Source organism: Stenotrophomonas sp. Pemsol, assembly GCF_003586545.1.
In the GTDB taxonomy this organism is placed as follows: Bacteria; Pseudomonadota; Gammaproteobacteria; order Xanthomonadales; family Xanthomonadaceae; genus Stenotrophomonas; species Stenotrophomonas sepilia.
Window position 1 is genome coordinate 3731168 of record NZ_CP025780.1, and the last position, 16670, is coordinate 3747837.

The following is a 16670-nucleotide window of genomic DNA, read 5'->3' on the forward strand; positions in this document are numbered from 1 at the left end:
CACCGGGCGTTTCGAAAGCGATTGGGCCGACTCTAGGGCAGCGATTCGAAAGATGTCAACAAATTGAAAGGAAAAAGGAAGATATATTCCATTGAAACGAAAGTTGTTGCGTCGCAATACTTTGTGTAAGCGCTTGCAGTCGCCTGTTAAGCATTGTGCGATACGGCATTTGACCCGTCCTTTCGTTTTCATGGTCATTCCGCGACTGGGAAAGCCACTCGGCCATTTTCTTTCTTTTTACTTTCGATGTTTGACATTTCGAAAGAAAACACAGATGGTGCGCTGGCCCAACTGGAACCTCCGAATGGACGTCACCCTGCTTTCCGATGTGTCCGCCTGGCAGCGCCTTGGCGGAGCCGATACCGCAATCGAAATCGCCCAGCAGCCTGCGCTGTGGGAAGCACTCGCACAGGACCTGTCGCGTGCCCGCGACCGCCTGCAGGCCTTCCTCGGCGACAGCCTCAACGATCCCAACCAGCGCGTGCTGTTCACCGGCGCCGGCAGTTCCGGCTTCATCGCCGAGATGGTGGCCGACGCGATCAACGCACAGTGGGCGGCCGAGGTGCGCGTGGTGCACACCACCAGCCTGCTGACCCACCCGGCGCTGTACCTGCAGCGTGACCGCCCGACCCTGCTGGTGTCGTTCGGCCGCAGTGGCTCCAGCCCGGAAAGCGTGGCAGCGGTGGATCGCGTGCGCAGCGACGTGGACGACGCGCGCTTCCTCGACATCACCTGCAACGCCGATGGCGAACTGGCCCGCCGTGGCGCCGGCCGTGGCGATACGTGCACCCTGCTGATGCCGTCGGCCAGCTGCGACCGTGCCTTCGCCATGACCAGCAGCCTGACCTGCATGCTGCTGGCGGCACTGACGGTGTTTGATCGCTCGCCGTGGGATGCGCGCGTGGCGCGCCTGAAGCAGATCGCCGCGCTGGCCCGCGAAGGGCAGGCGCAGTGGGACGCACCAGTGGCAACGCTTGCGCAGCGCCCGTTCAACCGCGTGATCTACCTTGGCAGCGGCCCGCTGGAAGCGCTGGCCCGCGAGTGTGCACTGAAGGTGCTGGAGCTGACCGCTGGCCGCGTTCTGGCGCTGGCCAACACGCCACTGGGCTTCCGTCACGGTCCCAAGTCGACGCTGGATGGCAACACCCTGGTGGTGGTGCTGCGCAGCGTGCAGCCGCTCGCGCGCCGCTACGAGCAGGACCTGCTGGACGAACTGCGCCGCGATGGCGTGGCCGGGCAGGTGCTGGCGATCGGTCCACATTCGGACATCGGCGCCGATGACGATTACACCCTCACCGTACCGGCGCTGGACGATCCGTGGCTGGCACCGGTGTGGCTGGGCTTCGCGCAGCTGTTCGCGCTGCAGCGCTCGGCCGCGCTGGGACTGACCCCGGACAACCCGTTCCCGGACGGCACCGTCAACCGCGTCGTCAAGGGCGTCACCATCCACCATGGCTGAGCTGATCGCCCACGCCTGCTATGGCATCGACATCGGCGGCACCAAGATCGAGCTGGTGGCGTGCGATGCGGCGATGCAGGTCACCTGGCGCCGCCGCGTGGCCACGCCGCAGGGCGACTACGATGGTTTCCTGCAGGCCGTGGTGACGCTGGTGGCCGAGGCCGACGCCGCGCTGGGCCGGAATGATGCGGCCATCGGCATTGCCCTGCCCGGCGTGCGTGACCGCCGCAGTGGCCGCCAGCTCAGCGCGAACGTGCCCGCACTGACCGGCCAATGCGTGGCGCAGGATCTGCAGGCGCGGCTGCAACGCTCGCTGCATTTCGGCAATGACCTGCAGTGCTTTGCCCTGTCGGAAGCGCACGGCGGCGCCGCCGACGGCTTCCCCAGCATGTTCGGCGCCATCCTCGGCACCGGTGCCGGCGGTGGCTTCTGCCTGCAGGGCCGGCTGCTGTCCGGCTTCAACGGTCTGGCCGGCGAATGGGGCCACTGGAGCGTGCCCGGCCATCTGCTGCAGCGCCATGGCCTGCCGCTGCTGGACTGCGGCTGCGGCCTGCAGGGCTGCGTGGAGCGCTATGTGTCCGGCAGCGGATTGGCCATGATCGAGCGCCACCTCGGAGGCAGCGCCGTCGATGCCAGTGCGGTGATCACGCTGGCAGAAGCCGGCGATGCCCGCGCGCGCAAGGCGCTGGACATTCATCGTGATCTGCTCGGCCACAGCCTGGCCGCGCTGGTGCTGGCGCTGGACCCGCACGTGATCGTGCTCGGCGGTGGACTCTCGCAGTACGCGCCGCTGTACCGGCAGCTGCCGGCCGCCATCGCCACCCATCTGTTCAATGGCGTGCAGGTCCCGCCGATCGTGCCGCCACGGTTCGGCGATGCCGGTGGCGCACGTGGTGCCGCCCTGCTCGCCTGCCAACCCTCGTTTTCCTGATCTCCGGAGCCTGACCATGTCCCCGTTGCAGACCCTGCTTGCTTCCCACCGCGCCGGCGCCAACGTCGGCCTGTACAGCGTCTGCTGCAGCAACGAGCAGGTGCTGCGCGCGGCCATGCACGTCGCCCTGGCGCATGGCACCGTGCTGCTGATCGAGGCCACCTCCAACCAGGTCGACCAGTTCGGCGGCTACACCGGCATGACCCCGCCGCAGTACCGCGACTACGTGGGCACGCTGGCCGATGAAGAAGGCTTCCCGCGCGAGCGGCTGATGCTGGGCGGCGACCACCTCGGCCCGAATGCCTGGCAGAAGCGCCCGGCGGCCGAAGCCATGACCCACGCGCGCGTGCTGATCGAAGCCTACGTCGCCGCCGGTTTCCACAAGATCCATCTGGATTGCAGCATGTCCTGCGCCGATGATCCGGTGCCACTGCCCGATGCCATCGTCGCTGCGCGCTCGGCCGAGCTGGCCGAAATCGCCGAACGCACCGCCGCCGAACATGGCCTGCCGCCGCCGGTCTACGTGATCGGTACCGAAGTGCCGATTCCCGGTGGAGAAGCCTCGCTTGCCGAGGGCCTGCAGGTGACCACGCCGGCCGCCGCCGCGCAGACCCTGGCCATCCACCGGCAGGCGTTCGACACGCCGCAGCTGCGTGATGCGTGGCAGCGCGTGATCGCGATGGTGGTGCAGCCGGGCGTGGACTTCGACCACAGCAGCGTGCACGAGTACGACGCCGCCGCTGCCAGCACGCTGGCCGATTTCCTCGAACAGCAGCCACGCATCGTGTTCGAAGCGCACTCCACCGACTACCAGCGCGAGAGCGGCCTGCACGCGCTGGTGCGCGACCACTTCGCCATCCTCAAGGTCGGGCCCGCGGCCACCTTCGCCTACCGCGAAGCGCTGTTCGCGCTAGCCGCGATCGAGGCCGAACTGCTGCCGGCGGCACAGTGCTCGCGTCTGCCGCAGGTGCTGGACGAGGTGATGGTGGCGCAGCCGAAGTACTGGCAGTCCTACTACCAGGGCGATGACACTGCGCTGCGCCTGCTGCGCAGCTACTCCTTCAGTGACCGCTGCCGTTACTACTGGGGCGAGCCCGCGCTGGTGCAGGCGGTGCAGACCCTGTTCGCCAACCTGGAACAGCACGCGCCGCCACTGGTGCTGCTCAGCCAGTACCTGCCGGAGCAGTACCGCGCCGTGCGTGAGGGCACGCTGGCCAACACCCCCACCGCGCTGGTGCAGCACCGCATCGGCCTGTGCCTGGGCGAGTACGCGCGCGCCTGCAGCGCCAACCAGGCCGGAACCCGCACGCAGAACGCACGTTCGGCTGCCGCAGTTGCTGCGAACGGCTAATCTCTACCTTTCCCCGCGAAACCGAGAATGGCCATGCGCAACACCCGCTCCCGCCGGCAACAGATCCTGCAGCTGCTGATCGAGCACGGCTCGGTGCAGGTGGCCGATCTGGTCGAGCGTTTCGGCGTGTCGGCGGTGACCATCCGTGCCGACCTGACCCACTTCGAGTCGCAGGGCCTGGCCAACCGCACCCACGGCGGCGCCACCCTGGTGCGCACGCCGCCGCAGGAACAGGACATCCACGAAAAGGACGCACTGAACCTGCCGCTAAAGGAATCGATCGGCGCGTGTGCCGCGCGCCTGGTACGGCCTGGTGACAACATCATCATCGACTCCGGCTCGACCACGATGACCCTGGCCCGCCACCTGCGCACGCAGCGCGACGTGACGGTGATGACCAACGGGCTGAACATCGCCTGGGAACTGGCCAACGCGGCCGGCATCAACGTGCTGCTGACCGGCGGCCTGCTGCGCCAGCAGTCGCTGTCGCTGCAGGGCAGCCAGGCCGAAGCCAGCCTCAACTCCTACAGCTTCGACACGCTGTTCCTGGGCGTGGATGGCCTGGACCTGCAGTTCGGGTTGACCACCCATGACGAAGCGGAAGCCCGCCTCAACCATCGCATGGTCGAGCGTGCACGCCGTATCGTGGTGCTGACCGACGCCTCCAAGTTCGGGCGCGTCAGCCTGCACCGCATCGCCCTGCTGGATCAGATCCACACCATCATCACCGATGCCGGCATCGACGACGCAACCCGCGAGGGACTGCAGCGGCTGGGCATCGAGGTGATCATTGCCGAGCCTCCCGCATGAGCGACACCCGTTCCCTGCATGGCCGCATCCTCACCCCGCTGGGTTGGCGGCGTGGCCACGTCCACTTCGATTCACACGTGCGCCAGCTGCAGGTGGATGACCAAAGTGGTGCTGACGACCTGCAGCTGCCGGTCATCCTGCCCGGCTTCATCGACCTGCATGTACACGGTGCGGCCGGCGTGGACCTGATGCAGGGCGGCGACGTGGCGCGCACCATCGCGCGCACCCATCTGCGCTTCGGCACCACCACGCTGCTGGCAACCACCATGACCGCCGGCCTGGATGAGATCGAGCACGCGCTGCAGGGGGTGGCTGCGACGATGGCGGCGCCCGATGCCGACGCCGCCCGCATCGTCGGCGTGCATCTGGAAGGACCGTTCATCAGCCCGCAGCGGCTCGGTGCACAGCCCAACCGCACGATCGAGGCGACGCTGGCGCTGGTGCAGCAACTGCACGCACTGGCGCCGATCCGAGTGATAACGCTGGCACCGGAAATCGGCGAGCACACCGCACTGATTCCCGCGCTTTCGGCGATGGGCATCCGCGTGCAGCTCGGTCACAGCGCCGGCACCTATGAAGAGGGCGTGGCTGCGCTGCAGGCCGGCGCCTCCGGCTTCACCCATCTGTTCAATGGCATGACCGGTGTCGACCATTACCGACCCGGCATCGCCGCGGCGGCGCTGGCGCATGCACAGTACGCCGAGATCATTCCCGACCTGCAGCACATCCATCCCGGCGTGATCCGCCTGGCCGCGCGCGCGATCCCGCGCCTGTATGCGGTGACCGACGCGACGGCCGCCACCGGCATGCCCGACGGCGAGTACGCGCTGGGCGAGCAGCGCGTGCACAAGTGCGGCGGCTGCGTGCGCCTGGCGACCGGTTCACTGGCCGGCAGCGCGCTGACCATGGACCAGGCGCTGCGCAACCTGGTGCGCGTGGGCCTGGAGCTGGCCGATGCCTCGCAGCGCGTTTCCACCTTCCCGGCCGACTATCTGGGCCTGGGCGATCGCGGCCGCATCGCGCCCGACGCCCGTGCCGACCTGGTGGTGCTGGACGCCGAACTGCGCCTGCAGCAGGTGGTCATTGGTGGGCGCGTGATCGATCTGACCTGACGCAAGCGATGCGGCCCGGATGCCGCGCGGGCTCCCTGTAGAGCCGAGCCATGCTCGGCTCACCGCACGAAGCGCGGCATGGGGAACCTCGATATCGGAACGGAAAGCAGCCGAGCATGGCTCGGCTCTACAGAATGCACTCTGCGACGAACCGCCGCCTGGCCTGGCCCGGCGCTACCATAGGAACTGCCGATGACTGCAAGCACCGCTCCGCGCTGGCCCGTACGTTACCTGCTCTTCATCGGCGGCCTCGGTGGCCTGCTGTACGGCATCGACATCGGCATCATCGCCGGCGCCCTGCCCTATCTTGAAGCCACCGCCAGCCACGCCTGGCAGCTCAGCAGCCAGCAGCTTGGCTTCGTGGTGGCCGCGGTACTGCTGGGCAGCGTGCTGTCCTCGCTGTTCGCCGGCATGATCGCCGACCTGATCGGCCGCCGCGGCGCGATGCTGCTGGCCGGCCTGCTGTTCACCGCCTCGATTCCGATCATGGCGCTGGCCTCCGGTTACACGCCGCTGCTGCTGGGCCGCCTGCTGCAGGGCATCAGTGGCGGTTTGATCGGTGTAGTGATTCCGCTGTACCTGGCCGAAGTGCTCAGCCCCGAGCGACGCGGGCGCGGCGCCGCGATGTTCCAGCTGCTGCTGACCGTTGGCCTGGTGCTGGCAGCCCTGATCGGCCTGTACCACGCCCACGCCGTGGATGCCGCCGCCGAAACCGTGCGCTCGCTGCCGCTGGCACAGCAGGCGCAGGAGCTGTTCACGGTGAAGGACCACGCCTGGCGCACCATCTTCTGGACCTGCCTGGCGCCGGGCCTGCTGTTCTGCGCGGGCATCTTCTGGCTGTCCGAATCGCCACGCTGGCTGGTACGCCGGGGCCGCATTGATGAAGCCCGCCGCAGCCTGCAGCGCGTACTGCCCGCTGCCGATGTGGAGCCCACCCTTGCGCAGATCCAGGCGCCGGAATCGAGCAGCAGCCACAGCAAGCGCGATCCACTGCTCAGCCGCCGCTACGTGGTGCCGTTCCTGCTCGCCTGCGTCGTGCTGGCCTGCACCCAGGCCACCGGCATCAACTCGGTACTGGCCTACGCGGTGAACATCCTCAATCAGGCCGGCCTGTCCGGTTCAGTGGCCAACGGCGCCGACGTGGCGATCAAGCTGCTGAATGCGGTGATGACCGTGGTCGCGTTGCTGCTGGTCGACCGCAAGGGCCGCAAGTTCCTGCTGATGCTCGGCAGCGGTGGTATCTGCGTGGCCCTGCTGGCCGCGGCCACGCTGTTCTTCCAGGCCGAGCGCGGTCGCGCTGATGTGCAGCCGCAGTTGCAGGCGGCGGTCAACGGCGATGGCCTGCAGCTGGTGCTGGATGAAGCCCAGTGGCAGCGCCTCGGTGCTGGCATCGACAGCGAGGGCCGGCCGCTGCAGCTGACCGTGTCGTACGCCTACGGCGACTTCACCAATGTGCGCGCCGTGCGCAGCGACAACCTGATTGATCGCGAACTGCGTATCGACCGCACCGGCACCGTACAGCCGGACAGCGTGATCGGCGCATTCTTCCGCAAGTTGCATCTGAACCCGTTCGCCGACCCCGCCAGTGCCGCGCAGGCGCCGCTGCGCGTCGAACAGGCCCTCATCGGCCCGGTGCCGCCACCGGCACACGGCTGGGCCGTGGCCGCCTGCATCCTGGTGTTCGTCGCGTTCTTCGCGGTCGGCCCCGGCGTGTGCGTGTGGCTGGCACTGTCGGAGCTGATGCCGAACCGCATCCGTTCCAATGGCATGAGCATCGCGCTGCTGATCAACCAGTTCGTGTCGACCACCATCGCCGCCATCTTCCTGCCCACGGTGGGCCACTACGGCTACGCCAGCATGTTCGTGTTCTGGGCGGCGTGCACCTTCGTATTTTTCCTGGTAGCCGCGTTCTGGCTGCCGGAGACCAAGGGCAAGTCGCTGGAGGAGATCGAGGCACGGTTCGCCCGGTAGCGGTCGACCTTGGTCGACCTCCGCGCGTAACGCGGTGGTGTTGGCGCGCCCGTCACTGACCGGTGATGTGCTTCGCCAACGCCTGTGCCTCGGCAATGCTCGGCAGCCCGCTCAGCATCATCGATTCACCGAACGGGCCTTTCACCGTCGCCACCATCAGCACGCGGCCGTCCACGCTGAGCGCCGCGCGCTGGCCCACCAGTGCTGCCGTGCCATCGTGGATGCGCTGGTGCGCTTCGGGTCGATAGCGGATCTGCAGGCCAGGTTGCTTGGCTTCATCCAGCACGTAGCGCACGTCGGCAATGTCGGTGCTGCCGGCAATCGGCGGCTCGCGCAGGGCCAGGGTTTCGCCTTGCCATTGCGCCGGCTTGCCTTTGCCGGAGGCGTCCACCGCGCTCAGGCGCACATCCACGCCAGGGCGCGGCACGTGATCCTTCCCTGCCAAGCCACCGGGCGTGGCGCCCGGCATGCAGCCGGCCAGGGTCAAGGCCACGCCCAGCAACAGCGGAAGCGCAGCCCTCACTTCAGCTTCCGCAGCTTGAATGCCACCAGCACCTGCAGCAGGCCGTACAGCAGGCTGCCGATGCCGATCCACAGCGTAGTTACCGCCACGCCGGCATATGGATTCGCCGCAAACAGCAGGCCCAGCACCACCGCCAGCACGCCGCTGAGGATCAGCAACCATTCGCCCTGGATCTGCTTGCGCACGCGGATCGCGAACACGATGCGATAGATGCCGGCCACCAGCAGCCACGCCGCCAGGAACAGCACCAGCACGCTGGCGGTGGCCAGCGGATTGATCACCGCCAGGATGCCGAAGCCCAGCGAGGCGAGGGCGTACAGCGCCAGCCAGCCGCGGGACGCGCCGCTGCCGCCATTGATCAATGCGAACAGGCTGATGACGCCCTCGATGATGGCCATCACGCCCAGCGTCCAGGCCAATGCCATGGCGGCGGACAGCGGCCAGCCGATGGCGATGATGCCGAAGCCCAGCGCAACCAGCCCATACAGCAGCAGGATCCACCAGCTGCGACCCACCGCCGACAACAAGGGAGACAAGGGGGAATTCATGGCCACTCCTTCGATCCGGAACCGGCCACATCCTAGCCCCCGGCGATGAAGACAGCGATCACGGCACCCGCGCGCACACCCATACCCGCACCTCTTCAGCACCCACGCAGCGCAGCGTTTCGGCAATCTCCATCACCGTACTGCCGGTGGTCATCACGTCGTCAACCACGGTCAATCGGGGTGGCACCGGACCGCGTACATCGAACGCATCGAACAGGTTTTCCCTGCGCTGCTCGGCCGTGCGTTCGGACTGTGGCGCCGTATGCCGCCGCCGGTACAGCCCGTGCCAGACCGGCATTGGCAGCAGCCGGCACAGTTCAGCAGCCTGGTTGTAGCCGCGTTGGCGCAGGCGGCGGCGGTGCAGGGGTACCGGCGCCAGTGGTGGGCATGACCAGGCGGGCGGTGCCCGCTGCATCAACTGCGCCAGCAGGCGGCCAGCCGCCAGGTCCTGATGGAACTTGTAGCGCACCAACAGTTGGTCCACTGGCGGCAGGTACAACAGGCTGGCATGGGTGGCCGTCTGCGGTGGCGCTTCCTCGCGGCAGCTGCCGCAGACGATCAGGGCGGCGTCCGGCAACGGCAGCGCGCAACGCAGGCAGGCGCGGCCGGCCCAGGGTAGTTCGGCGAGGCAGGCGCGGCACAGATCGAGATCATCATGGCCCGGATCGCCGCAGACCAGGCAGCGCAGTGGCAGCAGGACACCCAGCAGTGCGCGGGAGACACGGGTTGCCGAACGCAGGAGATCAACATGCATCCCCCATGCTTTATCGCGCTCCACCCGTGCGGCCATCGGCGTAGGACCGATTGCAGTGTCGGGACTGCCCGCAACAGCGGAGGGGGCTGCCGATCAGGAAAGGCGTCCGCCTTGCCCGGGCCCGGTCGATGCAGCCGCGGGCACCATCAACAGCTCCGCCAACCCACGATAGATCGGCACCCGGCACACCAGCCCGGACACGCCGCGCGCGATCAGCACCGTGGCCAGGATCGGCAGGAGCAGATCACCACTGTCGGTCAGCTCCAGCGAGATCACCGCCGAGGTCAGCGGGGCCTGGGTGACGCCGGTCAGGTAGGCACACATGCCCAGCAGCACGAACGCACGCGGATCCACGCCCGGCATCAACATCGCCAGGTTATGCCCAAGACCGGCACCGACCGCCAGCGCCGGCGAGAACAGGCCGCCGGGGATGCCCGCCACGTAGGACGCCAGATTCGCCAGCAGCTTCATCAGACCGAACTCGTGGCCCACCATCGCCTGCCCCTGCACGAGGCTGCGCGCCTGTTCGTAGCCGGTGCCGAATGCGCCTTCTCCGAACGCCAGGGCCAGCAGCACCACCACCAGCCCGCAGCCTGCGGCCAGCAACACGGGATGCCGCTGCCGCAGTTGCCCGAGCCAACGGGGGCGGCCCGCCGCACTGGCCAACACCGCGCGCGCGAACAATCCGCCCAGCAATCCGGCCACTGCGCCGCACAGCAGGATCGCCAGCCAGCCCTGGCCGAGCGGCAGGCGCGCACTCACATGGCCGAAGTAGGTGTAGTTGCCGAGCAGGCCCAGCGAGACCACGCCACCGACGATCACTGCGGTCAGCAGGGTGCCGGAGAAGCGATGCTCGAAGCGGCCGCTGAGCTCCTCGATGGCGAAGACGATGCCGGCCAGCGGTGTGTTGAACGCCGCCGCGATGCCGGCCGCGCCCCCGGCCAGCAGGAAGTGCGAGAGTTCGCGCGGGTCCTTGAAGCCGAACCAGCGGCCGAACAGGTACATCAGGCTCGCGCCCACATGCACGGTCGGGCCCTCGCGACCAACGGACGCGCCACCGAGCAGGGACAGCGAGGTCAGCAGCAGCTTGCCCGCCGAGACCGCGGGCGACAGGTTGGTCTTGCGGAAGGACTCGTCCGGCCTGTCCAGTGCGGCAATGACCTGCGGAATGCCACTGCCGCGGGTGGGTTTGAGCGCACCCGCGGTCAGCCAGGCCAGCAACGCGAAGATGCCGGGCGTGAGCAGCAGGGCCCACCACGGCGAGTGCGCGGTGATGCGCTGGAACAGATGGAAGGCCGCGTCGCTGGCCCTGGCAAACAGGATGGCCACCAGCGCTACGGCCACAGCCCCGCCCCAGAGCGCGGCACGGCGGCGCCAGGCCTCGCTTAGGACCAGCGCGGTGATGCGGCCGCGAAGGCGATGGAGATCGGTCATGCGGGACAGTCTGGATGCGGCGGGTGCGAGCGGACAGCGGCTACTGTGGCTGAAGGCCTTGCAGGATGCGGTGAAATGCCCCGATACGGGTCGTCCCGACTGCCTGCCCCGTGCGTACATCGCTGGACGCGCAGGCGCTCCCGCCACCGGCGCTTTTGCACCCCGCACTTCCAGTACACCGTGCGCAACCCGTTCGTGCACACGCTGGGCGTAGAAGACATCGGCAATGCCGGGGTGGCGCTGCGGGTCCAGCGACATCGCGTTCCCCACGATGCAGGCGATGTTCGGAACTGTCCATCGCAGTGGAAACGCAGTTGCGCATCGATCCGGGCGATGCCTCCATCGGTCAGCGCGGCGGTGCTTTGCCGCTACTGGTCGGTGAGAGGGACATCGCTGTCAGGACCTTCGTCCGTATCACGCAGGCAACCGTTTATCGCCAACAAGCGAACCAAGACATAGTGACCGAATGCTTCAAGTTCCTCCTTCGGCAGCATCGCCGGATCGAGCTCCCCCGCCGCGTAGTCCTTGAAGGTCACGAAGGTGTGATTCTTCCACTGCCCCGGCGCATCGGCCTGACGCAGATCATCCAGCACCACGCGCAGGCCGCCGTCAGGAAGTGCGGCCAGGCTGCACAGCACCGCGTCGCGGCGGATCGGATAGGACTGGTAGCTGTTCATGGCATGTACTCGCGCGTCCGTATGCAGCAATGAACTTACACCGTAGCGCCCATTCATGGCGGCCGCTCAATGTAAACTTTTCTACATATAATTTGGTTGACAGCACTCACCAACCCACCCACACTGCCGCCCTCGCTCCACTCGTACCCAAGGTCCGCCATGGCTGCTGCCATCCGCCACGACTGGCAACACGACGAACTGCAGGCCCTGTTCGACCTGCCGTTGCCCGAGCTGCTGTTCCGCGCCGCGGCGGTCCACCGTGAGCACTTCGACCCGGCGCAGGTGCAGGTCTCCACGCTGCTGTCGGTGAAGACCGGAGGCTGCCCGGAAGACTGCGCGTACTGCCCTCAGGCGCAGCGCTACAGCACCGGGGTGAACGCGCAGAAGCTGATGGACACCGATGCGGTGCTGGCCAAGGCCCGCCAGGCCAAGGCCGCCGGTGCGTCGCGTTTCTGCATGGGTGCCGCGTGGCGATCACCGAAGGACCGCGACATCCCGAAGGTAGCGGCGATGATCGCCGGGGTGAAGGCGCTGGGCCTGGAGACCTGCGCCACGCTGGGCATGCTCAGTGGCGAACAGGCACGCGCGCTGAAGGACGCCGGCCTGGACTACTACAACCACAACCTCGACACCGCACCGGACTACTACGATTCGATCATCCACACGCGCCAGTACCAGGACCGCCTGGACACGCTGGAGCACGTGCGCGAGGCCGGCCTGAAGACCTGCTGCGGCGGCATTGTCGGCATGGGCGAGACGCGCGCGCAGCGCGTTGGCCTGCTGCTGGCGCTGGCCACGCTGCCGGCGCATCCCGATTCGGTGCCGATCAACAGGCTGGTGCAGGTGGCGGGCACCCCGCTGCATGGCAGCGCGGCGCTGGACCCGTTCGAATTCGTGCGCATGATCGCGGTGGCACGCATCGCCATGCCGCGCTCGATGGTGCGGCTGTCGGCCGGGCGCGAGGCCATGAGTGACGAACTGCAGGCGCTGTGCTTCCTGGCCGGTGCCAATTCGATCTTCTACGGCGACAAGCTGCTGACCACCGGCAACCCGGAGAGTGAGCGCGACCTGGCCCTGTTCGCCCGGCTGGGACTGCAACCGATGGCGGTGCAGGTGGATGCCGAGGGCCACGATCACGGCGGTACAGTGCACGCCGACATCAGCGCCGATGCGCCCGGCTGCGGCTGCGCTCACGCGGCCTGAGACGGGGTACAAGCAGGCGTCGCGGCAACGCGCTACCCTAGCCGCCCCGTCGCCGCATTCAGCCGCCATGGCCCGCCCCGACCTGACCGCCCGCCTCCACGCCCAGCGCGCCCTGCGCGATGCCCAAGGCCGTCGCCGCACGCGGCGCACGGTCAACCGTCGTGATGGCGTCCGCCTGGAAGTGGACGGCCAGTGGCTGACCGGCTTTTGCAGCAATGATTATCTGGGCCTGGCCCAGCAGTTCAGCGTGGTCAACGCGCTGCAGGATGCCGCTGCACGCGAAGGCGCCGGCGCCGGTGCATCGCATCTGGTCTGCGGCCACCACGCCCTGCATGACGCGCTGGAGCGCGAAGTGGCGGAGTGGCTGGGCTACCCGCGCGCGCTGCTGTTCGGTAGTGGCTTCGCCGCCAACCTGGCCGTGCAGCAGGCACTGCTGAGCGAAGAGAGTGATGTCTGCGTGCAGGACAAGCTCAACCACGCCAGCCTCTTGGATGCGACGCGGCTGGCCGGTGCGCGCCTGCGCCGTTATCCGCACCTTGATGCCGAAGGCGCGATGCGCCAGCTCAAGCACGCGCCCGACGGCGCGGCGATGCTGGCTACCGATGGTGTCTTCAGCATGGATGGCGACATCGCACCGCTGCGTGCATTGTCGCTTGTGGCACGCCTGCAGCAAGCGCTGTTCTATGTGGACGATGCGCACGGCGTAGGCGTGGTCGGTGACGGCCGTGGTGCCGTGGCCGCCGCCGGGCTGGGCGTGGACGATGTGCCGCTGCAGCTGGTCACGCTGGGCAAGGCACTGGGCGGTTCCGGCGCGCTGGTGCTGGGCCGCGACGATCTGGTCGAGCACCTGGCTGAAACCGCACGCCCCTACATCTACACCACGGCGATGCCGCCACCGCTGGCCGCCGCTGCACTGGAAGCGGTGCGCCTGGCACGCCGTGACAACTGGCGCCGCTCGAAACTGACCGACCTGATCGCGCTGTTCCGCAGCGAGGCACGCCGCCATGGCCTGGACCTGATGGCTTCGGAAACGCCGATCCAGCCGCTGCTGTGTGGTGACGATCACCGCGCCGTGGCGATGTCCAAGGCACTGGAGCAGGCTGGTTGGCTGGTCGGCGCGATCCGTCCGCCCACGGTGCCCGAAGGCAAGGCGCGCCTGCGTGTGACCCTGTCCGCCCTGCACACGCCGGAACAGGTGCGTGGCCTGGTGGCCGCGATCGCCAGCGCGCGCGATCGCGTGGATCTGGCGGTACGTGACGCCGCGCCACCGCCATTGCCTGTCTTTGCCTGAGCCTGCTGTCGTTTTCCCATGCATATCGACGTCACCGGCCAGGGGCCGGACCTGGTACTGATCCATGGCTGGGCCCTGCAGGGCGGTGTGTTCGCACCGTTGGTGCAGCGCCTGGCCGACCGGTTCACCCTGCATCTGGTTGATCTGCCGGGCCATGGCCACAGCCGCGAAGACACCACGCCGTTGCGCCTGCCGTTCGTGGTGAACGCCATTGCCGCGGCCACGCCGCCGGCGGTGTGGTGCGGCTGGTCACTGGGCGGCCTGTTCGCACTGCACGCCACCGCAACGCTTCCGAAAGTGCGCGGGCTGGCGATGATCGCGGCCACGCCGCGCTTCGTGCGCGGCCACGACTGGCCGCATGCGGTGGAGCCGGCGGTGTTCGAGCAGTTCGGGCGCGAGCTGGCGACCGATTTCGGTGGCACCCTGGAACGCTTCCTGGCGCTGGATGTGATGGGCTCGGCGCACGCCCGCGAGGAGCTGCGCACGCTGCGCCAACGCCTGGTTGAGCGCGGCGCGCCCACCGAACGGGCCCTGCTGGAAGGCCTGCGCCTGCTGGAAAGCACCGACCTGCGCGGCGCATTGCCAACACTGGGTAAACCCAGCCTGTGGATCGCCGGCCAGCGCGACCGGCTGGTGTCTCCGGCGGCGATGCAGGCCGCTGCGGCATTGGCCCCGGGTGCGCAGGCGCTGACCATCGCCCATGGCGGCCACGCGCCCTTCCTCGGCCATGCCGACGAGGTGGCCAGCGCCCTGCAACACTTCGTTGCCGGCCTGTCACCGGCCGATGGCGGACAATGAGCGCCTTCCTCATTCCACGGGATTGACGCATGGATCTAGGTATCAACGGCCGCTGGGCACTGGTCTGCGGCGCAAGCAAGGGCTTGGGCCTGGGCTGCGCGCGTGCGCTGGTGCGCGAGGGCGTCAACGTGGTGATCGTGGCCCGTGGCGAGGCTGCACTGCAGGTCGCTGCCGAAGAGCTGCGTGCACTGCCCGGTGCCGCTGAGGTGCGCGCGGTCGCCGCCGACATCACCACCGACGCCGGTCGTGCCGCGGCGCTGGCCGCGTGCCCGCAGGTGGACATCCTGGTCACCAATGCCGGTGGCCCGCCGCCAGGCGACTTCCGCACTTTCGAGCGCGACGACTGGATCGCCGCGCTCGACGCCAACATGCTGGCGCCGATCGCGCTGATCCGCGCCACCGTGGACGCGATGATTGCGCGTGGCTTCGGCCGCATCGTCAACATCACCTCGTCGGCGGTGAAAGCGCCGATCGACATCCTGGCGCTGTCCAACGGTGCACGCAGCGGCCTGACCGGTTTCGTCGCCGGCCTGTCGCGCCGCACCGTCGCGCACAACGTCACGATCAACAACCTGCTGCCCGGCCAGTTCGACACCGACCGCCTGCGCGCCAACTTCGCCCACACTGCGGGCAAGGACGGCGATGCCGGCGAAGTGGCCGAACGCCGCCGCCAGCAGATTCCCGCTGGCCGCTTCGGCACAGCGGACGAGTTCGGCGCCGCCTGCGCCTTCCTGTGCAGCGCACACACCGGTTACCTCACCGGGCAGAACCTGCTGATCGACGGCGGCGCCTACCCCGGTACGTTCTAAGAGACTTTCGCAATGCCGTCCCACTTCGATGCCCGCCATGTCCGCCGCGCATTCGCGCGTGCCGCCACCAGTTACGACGCTGCCGCCGCCCTGCAGCGCGAGGTGCAGTCGCGGCTGATCGAATCGTTGGACTACCTGGAGGCACGCAAGCCCGAGGTGGTGCTGGACATCGGCGCGGGTACCGGCCACGCCAGCGCGTTGATGAAGAAGCGTTGGCCGAAGGCGCAGGTGATCGCGCTGGATGTGGCACTGCCGATGCTGGACCAGGCCAAGCGCCAGGCCGGCTGGTGGAAGCCGTTCCAACGCCTGTGCGGCGACGCCGCCGCGCTGCCGCTGGCCGACAACAGCGTGGACGTGATCTTCAGCAACCTGTGCCTGCAGTGGGTGGACGACCTGCCGGCGGTGTTCGCAGGCTTCCGTCGCGTGCTCAAGCCCGGTGGCCTGCTGCTGTGTTCCACCTTCGGCCCGGAAACCCTGATCGAACTCAACGAGGCCTTCGCGGCCGCCGATGACCGCCCGCACGTGAGCCGCTTCGCGCAGATCGCCCAGTTCGGCGATGCGCTGATGATGGCCGGCTTCCGCGACCCGGTGCTGGACCGCGATCTGTTCACCTTGACCTACGACGACCTGCCCTCGTTGATGCGCGAGCTGCGCGCGATGGGCGCGACCAATGCGCGGGTGGATCGCCGCCACACGCTGACCGGGCGTGGCCGTTTCGCTGCGGCGGCAGCGGCGTATGAACCGATGCGGCGCGCCGACGGCAAGCTGCCCAGCAGCTGGGAAGTGATCTATGCCCATGCCTGGGCACCGGACCCGGGCGCACCGATCCGCGAAGGCGGGCATGACGTGGCCTCAGTGCCGGTTTCGGCGATTCCGATCCGGCGCAAGCAGACCTGATCGTCTGGTAGTGCCGGCCGCTGGCCGGCAACCTCACGATTCCATGGTGGGCATCTGCCGGCCAGCGGCCGGCACTACCGCATGGCACCCGCCCAAATCAGG

16 protein-coding genes are annotated in these 16670 nt (G+C 68.2%); 11 read left to right on the forward strand and 5 right to left on the reverse strand.

From position 1 onward, the window contains the following. The first annotated feature begins 304 nt into the window (after positions 1 to 304). The 6 genes from PEM_RS17245 to PEM_RS17270 all read left to right on the forward strand — a co-directional run bounded on the left by PEM_RS17245 (position 305) and on the right by PEM_RS17270 (position 7634). Positions 305 to 1459 (forward strand): SIS domain-containing protein, encoded by a 1155-nt coding sequence (locus PEM_RS17245; RefSeq protein ID WP_005420100.1) that lies wholly within the window; start codon positions 305 to 307, stop codon positions 1457 to 1459. After that, complete coding sequence (locus PEM_RS17250; RefSeq protein WP_005420105.1) at positions 1452 to 2390, forward strand: ROK family protein; 939 nt, start codon at positions 1452 to 1454, stop codon at positions 2388 to 2390. Before PEM_RS17245 ends, PEM_RS17250 begins: the two co-directional genes overlap by 8 nt. Before the next feature lie 16 nt (positions 2391 to 2406). Further along, the gene (locus tag PEM_RS17255) at positions 2407 to 3741 is read left to right on the forward strand and encodes a D-tagatose-bisphosphate aldolase, class II, non-catalytic subunit (RefSeq protein ID WP_111129508.1); all 1335 of its coding nucleotides are present in this window, start codon (positions 2407 to 2409) and stop codon (positions 3739 to 3741) included. A gap of 33 nt (positions 3742 to 3774) precedes the next feature. Further along, positions 3775 to 4551, forward strand: coding sequence for a DeoR family transcriptional regulator (locus tag PEM_RS17260; protein WP_065185936.1), 777 nt, complete (start codon positions 3775 to 3777; stop codon positions 4549 to 4551). Beyond that, positions 4548 to 5663: an N-acetylglucosamine-6-phosphate deacetylase gene (gene nagA, locus PEM_RS17265; protein ID WP_065185866.1), complete on the forward strand. Its 1116-nt coding sequence runs from the start codon at positions 4548 to 4550 to the stop codon at positions 5661 to 5663. Before PEM_RS17260 ends, nagA begins: the two co-directional genes overlap by 4 nt. Before the next feature lie 192 nt (positions 5664 to 5855). Continuing rightward, positions 5856 to 7634: an MFS transporter gene (locus PEM_RS17270; RefSeq protein ID WP_111129510.1), complete on the forward strand. Its 1779-nt coding sequence runs from the start codon at positions 5856 to 5858 to the stop codon at positions 7632 to 7634. 52 nt (positions 7635 to 7686) lie between these two features. On the opposite strand, the gene PEM_RS17275 is transcribed toward PEM_RS17270, so the two are convergent. The 5 genes from PEM_RS17275 to PEM_RS17295 all read right to left on the reverse strand — a co-directional run bounded on the left by PEM_RS17275 (position 7687) and on the right by PEM_RS17295 (position 11570). Beyond that, a complete protein-coding gene (locus tag PEM_RS17275; protein ID WP_065185868.1) occupies positions 7687 to 8157 on the reverse strand; it encodes a hypothetical protein in 471 nt (156 codons plus the stop codon). Next, positions 8154 to 8705, reverse strand: a complete 552-nt coding sequence (locus PEM_RS17280; protein ID WP_111129512.1) for an HdeD family acid-resistance protein — start codon at positions 8703 to 8705, stop codon at positions 8154 to 8156. Before PEM_RS17280 ends, PEM_RS17275 begins: the two co-directional genes overlap by 4 nt. 58 nt (positions 8706 to 8763) lie before the next feature. Next, on the reverse strand, positions 8764 to 9459 hold the full coding sequence (locus PEM_RS17285; RefSeq protein ID WP_111129514.1) for a ComF family protein: 696 nt from the start codon (positions 9457 to 9459) through the stop codon (positions 8764 to 8766). 93 nt (positions 9460 to 9552) lie between these two features. Then, complete coding sequence (locus PEM_RS17290; protein ID WP_111129516.1) at positions 9553 to 10893, reverse strand: chloride channel protein; 1341 nt, start codon at positions 10891 to 10893, stop codon at positions 9553 to 9555. A gap of 368 nt (positions 10894 to 11261) precedes the next feature. Beyond that, the gene (locus tag PEM_RS17295; protein ID WP_005420123.1) at positions 11262 to 11570 is read right to left on the reverse strand and encodes a hypothetical protein; all 309 of its coding nucleotides are present in this window, start codon (positions 11568 to 11570) and stop codon (positions 11262 to 11264) included. Between the two features lie 159 nt (positions 11571 to 11729). Here PEM_RS17295 and bioB point away from each other — a divergent pair, with 159 nt between their 5' ends. The 5 genes from bioB to bioC all read left to right on the forward strand — a co-directional run bounded on the left by bioB (position 11730) and on the right by bioC (position 16568). Next, positions 11730 to 12773 carry a biotin synthase BioB gene (gene bioB, locus PEM_RS17300; protein WP_111129518.1) on the forward strand — a complete coding sequence of 348 codons (1044 nt, stop codon included), beginning with the start codon at positions 11730 to 11732 and terminating at the stop codon, positions 12771 to 12773. Positions 12774 to 12840: 67 nt separating this feature from the next. Beyond that, positions 12841 to 14064, forward strand: coding sequence for an 8-amino-7-oxononanoate synthase (gene bioF / locus PEM_RS17305; protein WP_069138788.1), 1224 nt, complete (start codon positions 12841 to 12843; stop codon positions 14062 to 14064). 18 nt (positions 14065 to 14082) lie between these two features. Continuing rightward, positions 14083 to 14862, forward strand: coding sequence for a pimeloyl-ACP methyl ester esterase BioH (gene bioH / locus PEM_RS17310; RefSeq protein WP_111129520.1), 780 nt, complete (start codon positions 14083 to 14085; stop codon positions 14860 to 14862). Positions 14863 to 14891: 29 nt separating this feature from the next. Continuing rightward, a complete protein-coding gene (locus tag PEM_RS17315; protein WP_111129522.1) occupies positions 14892 to 15671 on the forward strand; it encodes an SDR family oxidoreductase in 780 nt (259 codons plus the stop codon). A gap of 12 nt (positions 15672 to 15683) precedes the next feature. Then, complete coding sequence (gene bioC, locus PEM_RS17320; protein ID WP_005420131.1) at positions 15684 to 16568, forward strand: malonyl-ACP O-methyltransferase BioC; 885 nt, start codon at positions 15684 to 15686, stop codon at positions 16566 to 16568. The last annotated feature ends 102 nt before the right edge of the window (positions 16569 to 16670 follow it).

Coding starts and splice junctions, on each gene's coding strand:
- PEM_RS17245 (WP_005420100.1), top strand. CDS start 305: ATGGACGTCACCCTGCTTTCCGATGTGTCCGCCTGGCAGCGCCTTGGC.
- PEM_RS17250 (WP_005420105.1), top strand. CDS start 1,452: ATGGCTGAGCTGATCGCCCACGCCTGCTATGGCATCGACATCGGCGGC.
- PEM_RS17255 (WP_111129508.1), top strand. CDS start 2,407: ATGTCCCCGTTGCAGACCCTGCTTGCTTCCCACCGCGCCGGCGCCAAC.
- PEM_RS17260 (WP_065185936.1), top strand. CDS start 3,775: ATGCGCAACACCCGCTCCCGCCGGCAACAGATCCTGCAGCTGCTGATC.
- nagA (WP_065185866.1), top strand. CDS start 4,548: ATGAGCGACACCCGTTCCCTGCATGGCCGCATCCTCACCCCGCTGGGT.
- PEM_RS17270 (WP_111129510.1), top strand. CDS start 5,856: ATGACTGCAAGCACCGCTCCGCGCTGGCCCGTACGTTACCTGCTCTTC.
- PEM_RS17280 (WP_111129512.1), bottom strand. CDS start 8,705: ATGAATTCCCCCTTGTCTCCCTTGTTGTCGGCGGTGGGTCGCAGCTGG.
- PEM_RS17285 (WP_111129514.1), bottom strand. CDS start 9,459: ATGCATGTTGATCTCCTGCGTTCGGCAACCCGTGTCTCCCGCGCACTG.
- PEM_RS17290 (WP_111129516.1), bottom strand. CDS start 10,893: ATGACCGATCTCCATCGCCTTCGCGGCCGCATCACCGCGCTGGTCCTA.
- PEM_RS17295 (WP_005420123.1), bottom strand. CDS start 11,570: ATGAACAGCTACCAGTCCTATCCGATCCGCCGCGACGCGGTGCTGTGC.
- bioB (WP_111129518.1), top strand. CDS start 11,730: ATGGCTGCTGCCATCCGCCACGACTGGCAACACGACGAACTGCAGGCC.
- bioF (WP_069138788.1), top strand. CDS start 12,841: ATGGCCCGCCCCGACCTGACCGCCCGCCTCCACGCCCAGCGCGCCCTG.
- bioH (WP_111129520.1), top strand. CDS start 14,083: ATGCATATCGACGTCACCGGCCAGGGGCCGGACCTGGTACTGATCCAT.
- PEM_RS17315 (WP_111129522.1), top strand. CDS start 14,892: ATGGATCTAGGTATCAACGGCCGCTGGGCACTGGTCTGCGGCGCAAGC.
- bioC (WP_005420131.1), top strand. CDS start 15,684: ATGCCGTCCCACTTCGATGCCCGCCATGTCCGCCGCGCATTCGCGCGT.